At 63.3% G+C, this 12,960-nt stretch carries 12 protein-coding genes; 10 read left to right on the top strand and 2 right to left on the bottom strand.

The genetic code is table 11. The features are described from left to right. The first annotated feature begins 77 nt into the window (after positions 1–77). Together PVV74_RS13375 and PVV74_RS13370 are read left to right on the top strand one after the other, a co-directional pair. Positions 78–1,817: a calcium-binding protein gene (locus tag PVV74_RS13375; RefSeq protein ID WP_274593538.1), complete on the top strand. Its 1,740-nt coding sequence runs from the start codon at positions 78–80 to the stop codon at positions 1,815–1,817. Positions 1,818–1,887: 70 nt separating this feature from the next. Beyond that, complete coding sequence (locus PVV74_RS13370; protein WP_103764351.1) at positions 1,888–2,133, top strand: MoaD/ThiS family protein; 246 nt, start codon at positions 1,888–1,890, stop codon at positions 2,131–2,133. A gap of 45 nt (positions 2,134–2,178) precedes the next feature. On the opposite strand, the gene PVV74_RS13365 is transcribed toward PVV74_RS13370, so the two are convergent. Beyond that, positions 2,179–3,192: an HWE histidine kinase domain-containing protein gene (locus PVV74_RS13365; RefSeq protein WP_274593537.1), complete on the bottom strand. Its 1,014-nt coding sequence runs from the start codon at positions 3,190–3,192 to the stop codon at positions 2,179–2,181. A gap of 269 nt (positions 3,193–3,461) precedes the next feature. Then, positions 3,462–4,223: a DeoR/GlpR family DNA-binding transcription regulator gene (locus PVV74_RS13360; protein ID WP_274593536.1), complete on the bottom strand. Its 762-nt coding sequence runs from the start codon at positions 4,221–4,223 to the stop codon at positions 3,462–3,464. A gap of 247 nt (positions 4,224–4,470) precedes the next feature. Between PVV74_RS13360 and glpD the strand changes: the two genes are divergently transcribed. The 8 genes from glpD (at position 4,471) to PVV74_RS13320 (ending at position 12,821) form a co-directional block, all read left to right on the top strand. After that, the gene (gene glpD, locus PVV74_RS13355) at positions 4,471–6,072 is read left to right on the top strand and encodes a glycerol-3-phosphate dehydrogenase (RefSeq protein ID WP_274593535.1); all 1,602 of its coding nucleotides are present in this window, start codon (positions 4,471–4,473) and stop codon (positions 6,070–6,072) included. 11 nt (positions 6,073–6,083) lie between these two features. Next, positions 6,084–7,172, top strand: coding sequence for an ABC transporter ATP-binding protein (locus tag PVV74_RS13350; protein WP_274593534.1), 1,089 nt, complete (start codon positions 6,084–6,086; stop codon positions 7,170–7,172). A gap of 13 nt (positions 7,173–7,185) precedes the next feature. Next, positions 7,186–8,268 carry an ABC transporter ATP-binding protein gene (locus PVV74_RS13345; RefSeq protein ID WP_103764356.1) on the top strand — a complete coding sequence of 361 codons (1,083 nt, stop codon included), beginning with the start codon at positions 7,186–7,188 and terminating at the stop codon, positions 8,266–8,268. Between the two features lie 121 nt (positions 8,269–8,389). Continuing rightward, positions 8,390–9,259 carry a carbohydrate ABC transporter permease gene (locus PVV74_RS13340; protein WP_103764357.1) on the top strand — a complete coding sequence of 290 codons (870 nt, stop codon included), beginning with the start codon at positions 8,390–8,392 and terminating at the stop codon, positions 9,257–9,259. Positions 9,260–9,263: 4 nt separating this feature from the next. Then, entirely contained in the window at positions 9,264–10,136 is an 873-nt protein-coding gene (locus PVV74_RS13335) for a carbohydrate ABC transporter permease (protein WP_274593533.1), read from the top strand. Then, positions 10,136–10,462 (top strand): SH3 domain-containing protein, encoded by a 327-nt coding sequence (locus PVV74_RS13330; RefSeq protein WP_274593532.1) that lies wholly within the window; start codon positions 10,136–10,138, stop codon positions 10,460–10,462. Before PVV74_RS13335 ends, PVV74_RS13330 begins: the two co-directional genes overlap by 1 nt. A gap of 285 nt (positions 10,463–10,747) precedes the next feature. Further along, positions 10,748–11,020: a DUF2160 domain-containing protein gene (locus PVV74_RS13325; RefSeq protein ID WP_274593531.1), complete on the top strand. Its 273-nt coding sequence runs from the start codon at positions 10,748–10,750 to the stop codon at positions 11,018–11,020. 79 nt (positions 11,021–11,099) lie between these two features. Next, positions 11,100–12,821 carry an ABC transporter substrate-binding protein gene (locus tag PVV74_RS13320; RefSeq protein WP_274593530.1) on the top strand — a complete coding sequence of 574 codons (1,722 nt, stop codon included), beginning with the start codon at positions 11,100–11,102 and terminating at the stop codon, positions 12,819–12,821. The last annotated feature ends 139 nt before the right edge of the window (positions 12,822–12,960 follow it).

The raw sequence follows: 12,960 nt of genomic DNA, 5'->3' as shown, positions 1-12,960 counted from the left end.
GCCAACGATTTTGAACGCGACCCCACGCATCACCGACCCACTCCCGACACGTGTTACAAGAAATGGGAGATGGCCCGATGCCAACGCACTACCTTACCGGATTCAACGATCTGCTCGGCTTCGGCAAGGGCGACGACACCGTCTATGCCTTCGGCGGCGACGACTACCTCTTCGGAAATGACGGAAACGACTACCTGCTCGGAATGGACGGCGAGGACACCATTCTCGGCGGCTATGGTTCCGATATCGTCGATGGCGGGGATGGTGACGACGTGATCTACGGCGGCCTGCCGGGCGGCGCCGATGTCGGATCGAACGTGCTCTTCGGCGGCGCGGGCGAAGACCTGATCTATGCGGGCGACGACGGTGATTTCATCGACGGCGGCACTGGCCGGGACAAGATCATCGGCGCTTCGGGGGCCGATACCATTCTCGGTGGCGCGGGCAGCGACCGCATCGAAGCTGGCGGTGGCCATGACAGCATCGAGGGCGGCAAAGGTTTCGACTTTATCCTCGGCGGCGCCGGCAATGACACGGTCAATGGCGGCGACAGCCGCGACACCATCAAGGGCGGCTCCGGGAACGATCATCTTTCCGGCGACGACGGCAGCGACGCGCTTCACGGCAACCGGGGCGACGACAACCTCTTCGGCGGCGATGGCAACGACAGGCTCTTCGGCGGCAAAGACGACGATTTTCTGCATGGCGGATATGGCAACGATACGCTCGACGGCGGCGCCGGCAACGACTGGATCATTGGCGGCGAAGGCCCCAATCCCGGCGACGGGCTCTATGGCTATGACGACGTGGCCTATGGCGGTGCGGGCAACGACTATATCTATACCGGCTCGGGCAACGACACCGCCGATGGCGGCACCGGCAACGACACGATCTATTCCGGCTCTGGTCAGGACGTGATCTATGGCGGCCTTGGCGACGACCTGATCCATGCCACGAACCCACCGGACGGCCCGTTCGAGGGTGTCGGCAACTATTCTCTTGGCATCGACGACAGGATCTTTGCCGGGGACGGCGACAACACCATCCACTCAGGTGTCGGCAACGATTTGATCACCTCCGGCGATGGCAAGGATTACATTCGTTCCGTCAACGGCAGTGATACGGTCCACTCAGGCGACGGGGACGATTTCGTCTGGCTCAGCACAACGTACTTTTCCCCGGATCCGGACATGCCCCCTGCCCCGACCGAAACCGATCTCGGTGGCGGCGACGACACATACTATTCCACCGGTTTCAACGATGACATCGTTCAGGGCGGCGACGGCGACGACTTCATCTATATCGAAGGCGGCAACAATATCGTCTTCGGCGGCGAAGGTGCCGACACGATCCAGGGCGGCGACCGCGACAGCGGCAGCGCGAAAGGTGCCGAGGCCACGCTCGACATCATCTACGGCGGCGACGGAGACGACGAAATTTATGTCTGGGGCGGGGACAACCTCGTCGAGGGCGGCGCCGGCAACGATACGATCGACGCCCGCCTGGGCGAAGACCTAACCCTCGGCGGAACGACCCGCATGAACGGCGGCACCGGAGACGATTGGCTGATCGGACGCTGGAATGAAACCGACGAGTTCGTGTTCACCCACGGGGGCGATTTCGGCACGGACGTGATCCGCAGCTTTCAAGCGGGGCATGACCGCATCCTGATCGACACGTTCCAGGACGATCCGGTCGCATTCACTTCAACCGTCGTCGGGACCAGTGTTCATATCGAATTCCAGGGCGATGACGGCCTGTTGGTGATCGAAAGCGGGGCAATGACCTGGAACGACAGCTACATCGAGTTCATCTGACTGAAACAAGCGGCGCATTTGCGCCCGTCCCGGGCTTGACCCGGGACCTCCCGGCCCCAAGATACGCATCATGGTTCAAGTCACGATATGGGGCTCCCTGGCCCAGTTCACTGACGACCGCCGCGAGGTCGAGGTCGACGCCGAAAACCTGCGCCAACTGCTCGACGGGCTGGCGCAGAAATATCCCGGGCTCAAACCCCAGCTCGACCGGGGCGTTTCCGTCTCCATCGACGGGCGCGTCTACAACGACAGCTGGTTCCAGCCAATCAAACCCGACAGCGAGGTCGTCCTGCTTGCGCGCCTCAAAGGCGGCTAAAGCGTTTCGCCTTTGGCTGATGGCACAGGTCAAAGGCGAAACGCTCTAGTCCGACGACAACGCCTTCAAGGGCGCCCAAAGCTTGAACGCAAAGCCCTCCGTATCGAACGCCACATCGGTCTTGGCGCCGAGCGACGCCTCGGTCAGCTTGGTCAGAACCTGGGTGCCAAAGCCCGGCTTGGCCGTCGCATTCACCTCCGGCCCGCCCCGCTCGACCCAGGACAGCGTGAAGTCCGGGCGCTCGTCTCCCTCGACCGACCACGACATCTCGACCTTCCCCTTGTCGTCCGACAAGGCGCCGTATTTCGCCGCGTTCGTGGCCAGTTCATGTGTCACCATGCCCAGGATCTGCGCCGCGTTGCTGGAAATCATCAGGTCCGGCCCGTTCAGCACCACCCGCTCCCGCGCCGCCCCGGCGAAGGGCTTCACCTGCTCGGTGAAGATCTGGCGCAGCCCGAACCGACTGCCGGCATCGTGCATCATCGCTTCCTGGTTGCGGCTCAGCGCCGTCAGCCGCGCCAGCAGGCGGTCGGCAATCTCTTCGGGCGGCGAGTGCCGCGCCAGCTGCCGAACAATCCCCGATACAACCGTGATCAGGTTCTTCGCCCTGTGCCCCAACTCGCCGATCAGGAACTGTGCGCGCTGCTCGGCCATTTCCCGCGCGGTGATATCGACAACGGCGAACACCCCTTCCAGCGGCATTCCCTCGGCATCATAGGTCACCTGCTTGCGCGCATTGACCCAGCGCAACGGGCCATCCGGCGTCAGAATACGGTGCGTCATGTCCAGCACCTGCAACGGATGATCCGGCGACAGCAGGCAGGCCAGGCCTTCTTGCACCTGAGGCCAATCATCGGGATGGATCCGCGCATGCAATTCCGACCGCGACACTTCAACGCCTGCATCCAGCCCGAAATACGCTGCCGCCAGCGCATCGCAGCGCAGCACGTCGGCGCGGTAATCGACCTTTCCCAATCCGACCTGAGCGACCTTCAGGCCAAGTTCCATGTCGTCGGATGTCAGGGGAATGTTCAGCGGGGTCTTCAAGTCTCTCGTCATGGCATGTGTTTCGGGCTGGTGAATCGCACCGTCAATGTCACAGTTTAAACGGGCTCCGGAAATTAACTCTCAGGCAAGTTTTCGCCGCCTGCCGGGTCCAAGGCAAGCTTTTCAAACTGCGGCGCACGCGGCAATTCGTGCATTTTCCGGCGCAAAATGAATGCGGCGCTCAGTTTCGCCTGATGCAACAGACCCTGCCGTATTGCGTAGGGTGGGTGACAACCCACGCGTCCCCGCAACCCATGAAACGAACCCGAACCGAAAACGCCTCAGCCGCAGACCCGACAGACCGTATCCCAGTCCTTCAGCCGCTCTGCCACCGTCGCGGGCACCGGCCGGTCGGTAAAGAACATGTCGACCTCGCCCAACGACGCGATCCGCGCCGGGGCCATGCGGTGAAACTTGGAATGGTCCGCCACAAGGTAGGTCCGCCGCGCCCGCGCGATGATCGACTGGCTGACATGCACCTCCTGCACGTCAAAATCCAGAAGGTCGCCCTCGTCATCCAGCGCCGAGCAGCCAATCACGGCATAGTCGAACTTGAACTGCTCGATCGCCCGTGTCGTGAGGTTGCCGATCAGCCCCCCGTCCGAGCGGCGCAAAACGCCCCCGGCCACCACGATCTCGCACTCCGCGTTGGCCACCAAGATATTGGCAACATTCATGTTATTCGTGATCACCATCAGGTCACGGTGGCTCAGCAGCGCACGCGCCACCGCCTCGGTCGACGTCCCGATGTTCAGGAAGACCGACGCCCCGTCCGGGATTTCCTGCGCGCAGACCTGCGCTATCGCCTGCTTGGCCGCCTCGTTCAGGTCGCGCCGCTCCTCGTAGCCGATATTGGAAACGCCGGACGGCATCACCGCGCCGCCATGCACGCGCTCCAGGCGCCCGGCCTCGGCCAGGTCCGTCAGGTCGCGCCGGATCGTCTGCACCGTCACGCCAAAGCGCACGGCCAGATCCTCGACCGTGACCTTGCCTTCGTTGCGGGCGATCTCGAGGATCTCGGGATGGCGAAAAGTTTGTGACATGCACCTTGGCGTCGGTTTCGGTTTTTTCGTTTTCGCGGAAAATCCGCGTATGTCAAAGGGAAATCCGGGGTCAGACCGCCTTTCGCAGCCGCAGAAAGACCAACCACTACAGTATGGAGGTCCTGCATGTCGTTGTTTTTAAAAGACTCTCATCAAAGCGAACAAAAACGAAAGAAGCATTTGACTCCATCAACCTGAACGTGCTCATTTACCGGGCACGGTTTCCGGCGGCATCTGGGGAGGATGGATGCACCCAAGTCACGAAAATATAAGCGATATTTTCGTCATTGGCGGCGGAATCAACGGCTGCGGCATCGCCCGCGACGCCGCCGGTCGCGGCCTGTCCGTCACCTTGGCCGAGATGAACGATCTCGCCTCGGCCACCTCCTCGGCCTCGACCAAGCTTTTCCACGGCGGCCTCCGCTACCTCGAGTATTTCGAGTTCCGCCTCGTCCGCGAGGCCCTGATCGAACGCGAGGTTCTGCTGCGCAACATGCCGCATATCAGCTGGCCGATGCGCTTCGTGCTGCCCTATCATCGCGACATGCGCTTCGAGGGCGGCACCCCCACCTCGCGCCTGCTGGAAAAGATCATGCCGTGGATGCGCGGCCGCCGCCCGGCATGGCTCATACGCCTCGGCCTTTTTCTGTACGACAGCCTCGGGGGCCGCAAGATCCTGCCCCGCGCCCGATCAATCTCGCTCGACGGCACGCCCGAAGGCGCCCCGCTGAAATCTCATTTCAAACAGGCGTTCGAATATTCCGACTGCTGGGTCGAAGACGCCCGCCTCGTGTCACTCAACGCCCGCGACGCCGCGGGTCGCGGCGCCGAAATCCTCACCCGCACCCGTGTCACCGCGGCCCGCCGCGCGGGTGACGTCTGGGAGATCGACCTCGAAGACACCGCCACCGGCAACCTGCTGACCCGCCGCGCCCGCGCGCTCGTCAACGCAGGCGGCCCATGGGTCGGCGACATCCTGCAGGACGTCACTCATATCGACAGCCGCGAAGGCGTGCGCCTCGTACGCGGCAGCCATATCGTCACGCGCAAACTCTTCGATCACCCCAAGTGCTACTTTTTCCAGGGGACCGATGGCCGCATCATCTTCGCCATCCCCTACGAGCAGGATTTCACCCTGATCGGCACCACCGACGCCGACCATCCCGACCCCGGCACGAAACCCGTCTGCACTCCCGCCGAGCAAGAGTATCTCTGCAATTTCGCCTCGGAATATTTCGAAACGCCCGTCACCCGCGACGATATCGTCTGGACCTATTCCGGCGTCCGCCCGCTCTATGACGACGGCGCCAAATCTGCGACCGCTGCAACTCGCGACTACGTGCTGAAGCTCGACACCAACGGCCCGCCGCTCCTCAATATTTTCGGCGGCAAGATCACCACCTACCGCCGCCTCGCGCAGGCCGCCGTGGGCAAGCTTGCCGCCCGTTTTCCGAACTCCACAGGAGACTGGACCGCCGACGCCGCCCTGCCCGGTGGCGACTTCGCGGTGGAAAACCGCGACCGGATGGCGGCCGACCTGCAATCCGACTACCCCTTTCTGACCGAGCCCTGGGCCTACCGCCTGCTCCGCGCCTACGGCACCGAGGCCCGCACACTTCTGGGCGACGCGCAGGCCGCCGCCGACCTCGGTCGCAACTTCGGCGCAACCCTGACCGAACGCGAGGTCCGGTGGCTGACATCCCACGAATTCGCCCGCTCAGCCGAAGATATCGCCTGGCGCCGCAGCAAGCTGGGCCTGCGCATGACTGAACGTGAAATCAACGACTTGCAACATTGGATGCAGGCCAACCCCGACGGCGACACCGTGATCGCCGCCGCGGCAGAATAGGGACGTAACGCATGACGCTTGTTCTGGACAACGTGTCGAAAAAAGTGGGGGCGGACACGCACATCCACTCAACCGACCTGACGCTGGAAAAAGGCACGATGAACGTCCTTCTGGGCCCCACGCTCGCGGGCAAGACCACGCTGATGCGCCTGATGGCAGGGCTTGATGCCCCCACCACCGGCCGCATCCTCTGGAACGGCACCGACGTCACCGGCATGCGCGTGCAGGACCGCGGCGTCGCCATGGTCTACCAGCAGTTCATCAACTACCCGTCCATGAACGTCTACGACAATATCGCCAGCCCCATGCGCCTGTCGGGCAAGCCCAGGGAAGAGATCGACCGCGCCGTGCGCGACACCGCCGAGATGCTGCAACTGACCCCCATGCTCGACCGCAAGCCGCTCGAGCTTTCCGGCGGCCAGCAACAGCGCTGTGCGCTGGCCCGCGCGCTAGTCAAGAACGCCGGTCTCGTCCTGCTGGACGAGCCTCTCGCCAACCTCGACTACAAGCTGCGCGAGGAGCTGCGCATCGAGATCCCCCGCATCTTCGAGGAATCCGGCGCGATCTTCGTCTACGCCACCACCGAACCCGAAGAAGCCCTCTTGCTCGGCGGCAACACCGCCACGCTCTGGGAAGGCAGCGTCACGCAATTCGGCCCCACGCCAAAGGTCTATCGCCAGCCCGCCGATGCCACCACCGCGCGCGTCTTCTCGGACCCGCCGATGAACTTCCTGCAGATCTCGAAAACCGGCGGCAAGCTGATGTTCGGCGAGGGCCAATCCCTGCCCGCCACCGGCAAGATGGCCGACCTGCCCGAGGGCCGCTACACCGCCGGCTTCCGCCCGAACCACCTGGAGATCGCACAGCACACCGACGCCGCCATGCGCTTCGTGACAAAGCTCAGCGTGACCGAGTTGACCGGCTCGGAAACCTTCATCCACCTCGACCACCACGATAGCCGCTGGGTCGGCGTCATCCACGGTGTCCACGACCTTCAGCCGGGCCGCGACCTGCCGGTCTATCTCGACCCGGCCCATATCTATATCTTCAGCGAAGACGGCGATCTTGTATCCCCCGCCGCCTACGCGCTGGCCGCCTGAGGGGCTGACAAGAATGGCAAAGATCACGCTCGACAACCTGGCCCACAGCTACCTCGCCAACCCGACCTCCGAGGATGACTTCGCCCTCAAGGAGCTCAACCACGACTGGACCGACGGCGAGGCCTACGCCCTTTTGGGTGCGTCCGGCTGCGGCAAGACCACGCTTCTCAACATCATCTCCGGGCTGTTGCAGCCCAGCCGGGGCCGCATCCTGTTCAACGATGTCGACGTCACGCACGCCCCCACGACCGAGCGCAACATCGCGCAGGTCTTCCAGTTCCCGGTCGTCTACGACACCATGACCGTGCGCGAAAACCTTGCCTTCCCGCTCAAGAACCGCGGAGCCAACAAGGCCTATGTCGCCCAGCGCGTGCAGGACATCGCCACCATGATCGGGCTCGAGGACACGCTGAACCGCAAGGCGCGCGGGCTCACGGCAGACGCCAAGCAGAAGATCAGCCTTGGCCGCGGCATGGTGCGCGAGGACGTCAACGCGCTCCTCTTCGACGAGCCCCTGACCGTCATCGACCCCCACATGAAGTGGGAACTGCGCACGCAACTCAAGCAACTGCATCAGCAGTTCGGCCACACCATGATCTATGTCACCCACGACCAGACCGAGGCGCTGACCTTCGCCGACAAGGTCGTGGTCATGCATGACGGCCGCGTGGTCCAGATCGGCACGCCCGAGGACCTGTTCAACACCCCCGAACACACCTTCGTCGGCTACTTCATCGGCTCGCCCGGCATGAACGTGATCCCCGCGAAAGTCGAAGGAAACCAAGCCTATATCAACGGTGCCGAGCTGTCGCTGGCCAATTCCTACGCGCCCCTTGATGGCCGTGTCGAAATCGGCGTCCGCCCCGAATTCGCCCGCCTCTCCGACAGCGAGGGCCTGCCCGTGAAAGTCCGCCGCATCGAGGATGTGGGCCGCCACAAGATCATCCGCGCCGACTGTTTCGGCACGCCGATCAACATCATCGCGGACGAGGCTGAGGAAGTGCGCGCCGACGCCACCCGCGTCGCGTTCGACCCCGCCCATGTCAACGTCTACGCCAACGACTGGCGCGTGACGCCCCAAGGGAGGGCCGCCTGATGAACCTGCGCAATCCCGTCCCGGACTTGATCCGGGACCTCCCAGCCATCCCGCACAACGCCGTCCCGGGCCTGACCCGGGACCTCCCCGCCACCCGCCACGCAACGAACGAGGCCGCCTGATGGACAAGACCCCCAATCAAAAGGCCTGGTTCCTCGTCCTGCCCGTGCTGATCCTCGTGGCCTTCTCCGCCGTCATCCCGCTGATGACCGTGGTGAACTATTCCGTGCAGGATACCTTCGGGAACAACGAATTCTTCTGGGCCGGGCTCGAATGGTTCCGCGAACTGCTCGAAGACGACCGCATGTGGGACGCCTTGGGGCGGCAGCTCATGTTCTCCGGCATCATCCTCGCCATCGAGGTGCCCCTGGGCATCCTCGTCGCCCTCAACATGCCCAAGAAAGGCGTCTGGGTCTCGATCTGCCTCGTGCTGATGTCCCTGCCGCTGCTGATCCCGTGGAACGTGGTCGGCACCATCTGGCAGATCTTCGGCCGCGTCGATATCGGCCTGCTGGGTCACACGCTGGCCGCACTCGGGATCGACTACAACTACACCCAGGATCCCTTTGCCGCGTGGGTCACGGTTATCGTGATGGACGTCTGGCACTGGACATCGCTGGTGGCCCTGCTGGCCTATGCCGGCCTGCAGTCCATCCCCGACGCCTATTACCAGGCCGCCAAGATCGATCAGGCCTCGCGCTGGAAGGTGTTCCGCTACATCGAGCTGCCCAAGATGGCGGGTGTCCTGATGATCGCCGTGCTCCTGCGCTTCATGGACAGTTTCATGATCTATACCGAGCCGTTCGTGGTGACCGGCGGCGGCCCCGGCAGCACCACGACCTTCCTCAGCATCGACCTCGTCAAGATGGCCCTGGGCCAGTTCGACCTCGGCCCGGCAGCCGCCTTCTCGCTGATGTATTTCCTCGTGATCCTGCTGATCTCCTGGGTGTTCTATACCGTGATGGTCAATCTCGATAAGCGGGGGACATGAGCCGATGACCGACGCCACCACCGACCAACTCCCCGGCAAGCTCGCGCCCAGCGGCAAGAACCGTCGCGCCCGCACCGGCGTAAACACCCGCGCCATCGTGATGGGCCTCTACCTGATCTTCCTGCTCCTGCCGATCTACTGGCTGCTGAACATGAGCCTGAAGACCAATTTCGAGATCCTCAACAGCTTCACGCTCTGGCCCCGCAACCTGACGCTGGAAAACTACGCCACGATCCTGACCGACCCGGCCTGGTACTCGGGCTATATCAACTCGCTGATCTACGTGGTGATGAACACCGTGATCTCGCTCGCAGTGGCCCTGCCCGCAGCATATGCCTTTTCGCGCTACACGTTCCTGGGCGACAAGCACCTGTTCTTCTGGCTCCTGACCAACCGCATGGCCCCCCCGGCGGTCTTCGCCCTGCCCTTCTTCCAACTCTACAGTTCCGTGGGCCTTTTCGACACCCACATCGCCGTGGCGCTGGCGCATTGCCTTTTCAACGTGCCGCTGGCCGTGTGGATCCTGGAGGGCTTCATGCGCGGCGTGCCCAAGGAAATCGACGAGACCGCTTATATCGACGGCTACTCCTTCCCCCGCTTCTTCGTGAAGATCTTCATGCCACTGATCGCGTCGGGCATCGGCGTCGCCGCCTTCTTTTGTTTCATGTTCTCCTGGGTCGAACTGCTGCTCTCCCGCACGCTGACAACGGTCGACGCCAAGCCCATCGCCGCCATCATGACCCGCACCCAAGGGGCCGCGGGCATCGACTGGGGCGTGCTCGCCGCCGCCGGCGTGCTGACAATCGTCCCCGGCGCGCTCGTGATCTATTTTGTCCGAAATTATATCGCCAAAGGCTTTGCTCTAGGGAGAGTTTGATGAAGAAAACCTTGATATCTCTGGCCATTCTGGGCGCGTTCGCGACCACCGCCTCTGCGCAAAACATCGTCGTGCCGGACAATCGCGGCCCGACCGACAGCGGATGTCTCGTCAAGGGGCTCGATCCCAATGGCGACGGCTTCCTGGCCCTGCGCACCGGTCCCGGCAGCAAGTACCAGCAGATCGGCAACCTGCACAACGGCGACGCCGCATATATCTACGGCGGCCAGGGCAAATGGCTATACGTCGAGAACGGTGCCCTGAACGGCAAAGAGGCGAAGTTCCGCGGCTGGATCTACAACGCCTGGTGCGAGTTCTACCCGTGACCTCGCGCAAACTGTCATATGCGGCCCTCGCGCTGACGCTTTGGTCCGTCCTCCCGGCCTCAGCGCAGGACTATGCACAGGACTGCAACGCCAACGGGTTTGTCGTCACGGCCGCCCGCGGCACCTTCGCAGGCGCGCCGGTCGACCTCGGCAAATCCTGGGACGCGTTGTACGCAAGCCATGGCGATGGGCCACTCCGGAGGAGGGTAGGATGATGCTTCAACACAGTTGGCCGGGCACGAGCAATACCACCCAAGACATTTCGATTGAAGGAGGCAACTGAACATGGACTGGATGGCATGGACGTGGCCCACCGCCGCCTTCTTCGGCGTTATCGCCCTGCTCCTCATAACCTTCACGATCCTCGCGCTGAAGTTCCCGGAAACGCCCCGCACCGGCATCCTGCGGATCGAGACCACGCGCGGCGACCGGCTGTTCATCACGCTCCTTGGTAGCGCCTTCATCAATCTCGCGTGGCTGGGCCTTGTCGGCACCAATCAGCCCTACGCGCTGATCGTCTGTGCGATCTATGCCGGCGCGGTGTTCCGCTGGGTCTGATCGCGCCCTAACCCCGGCGTTCCGCCCCGGCGGGCCGCCACAAACATGAAAGTTCAGAAAGACCAATGGGAGGAACCAAATGACTCTGAACCTGAAATCAACCACCGCGCTGGCGGCGGCCATTGCCCTGACGGGCAGTACCGCATGGGCCGGCATGGAAGAGGCGATGGAGTTCCTGGAGAACGAAATCGCAGGCATGTCCACGCTCTCCCAGGAAGAGCAGGAAGCCGAGATGCAATGGTTCGTCGACGCCGCCGCGCCCTTTGAAGGCATGGAAATCAAGGTCGTCTCCGAAACCATCGCCACCCACGAATACGAAAGCCAGGTGCTGGCACCTGCATTCAGCGCCATCACCGGCATCCAGGTCACCCATGACCTCATCGGCGAAGGCGACGTGGTCGAGAAACTGCAAACCCAGATGCAGTCGGGCGAGAACATCTATGACGGCTATGTCAACGACAGCGACCTGATCGGCACGCACTGGCGCTACCAGCAGGTGCGCAACCTGACCGACTGGATGGACGGCGAAGGATCGGACGTCACCAACCCCAACCTCGACCTCGACGACTTCATCGGCACGTCCTTCACCACCGGCCCCGACGGCAAGCTCTACCAGCTGCCCGACCAGCAATTCGCGAACCTCTACTGGTTCCGCTACGACTGGTTCAACGATGAAAAGAACAAGGCCGACTTCCAGGAGGAATACGGCTACGAGCTTGGCGTTCCGGTCAACTGGTCCGCGTATGAGGACATCGCCGAGTTCTTCACCGGCCGCGACCTCAGCCACCTCGGCGTCGAGGGCGAAGTCTTCGGCAACATGGACTACGGCAAGAAGGACCCCAGCCTCGGCTGGCGCTACACCGACGCGTGGATGTCCATGGCCGGCATGGGCGACGTGGGCGAACCCAACGGTCTGCCGGTCGACGAATGGGGCATCCGGGTAAACGAGAACTCGCAGCCCGTCGGCTCCTGCGTCGCGCGCGGCGGAGCCACCAACGCGCCCGCGGCCGTCTATGCCGTGACCAAGGCGATCGAATGGCTGCAAAAATACTCGCCCCCTGCGGCGGCTGGCATGACCTTCTCCGAGGCCGGCCCGATCCCCGCGCAAGGCAACGTGGCCCAGCAGATGTTCTGGTACACCGCCTTCACGGCGGCCACGGTCGAGCCCGGCCTGCCGGTGATGAACGAGGACGGCACGCCCAAGTGGCGCATGGCCCCCTCGCCCCACGGCGTCTACTGGAAAGAAGGCCAGAAGATCGGCTACCAGGACGCAGGCTCCTGGACGCTGATGCAGTCGACTCCCGTCGACCGCGCCAAGGCGGCCTGGCTCTATGCGCAGTTCGTCACGTCGAAAACCGTGGACGTCAAGAAATCGGATGTAGGCCTGACCTTCATCCGCGAGTCCACCATCGACAGCGACCACTTCTCCGAACGCGCCGACAAGCTCGGCGGCCTGATCGAGTTCTACCGCTCGCCCGCGCGCACCGCGTGGTCGCCCACCGGCACCAACGTGCCGGACTATCCGAAACTGGCCCAGCTCTGGTGGCAGAACATCGGTGACGCGATGTCCGGCTCCAAGACCCCGCAAGAGGCCCTCGACGGCCTCTGCGCGGACCAGGAGCGCGTGCTGGAACGTCTCGAACGCGCCGGCGTGCAGGGCGATCTCGGCCCGGTGATGAACGAGGAACAGGACCCGCAATACTGGTACGACCAGGAAGGCGCGCCCTATGCCAAGCTCGAAAACGAGGACGAAGAGCCCAAGACCGTCTCCTATGACGAGCTGATCGCCAGCTGGCAGTAATCGCCTGTCCTGGGCCGGGACACCCCGGCCCATGGATCCGAAAAACCGTAGGGCGGGGATACTCCCCGCCCTCTTTTCCATCCCCGTCCCGGGCTTGACCCGGGACCGCTCCCCTTGGACACTCAACCGACCGAAGTTC

The organism is Roseovarius sp. SK2 (genome assembly GCF_028807495.1).
In the GTDB taxonomy this organism is placed as follows: Bacteria; Pseudomonadota; Alphaproteobacteria; order Rhodobacterales; family Rhodobacteraceae; genus Roseovarius; species Roseovarius confluentis.
This window is presented reverse-complemented; position numbering and strand designations above follow the sequence as displayed.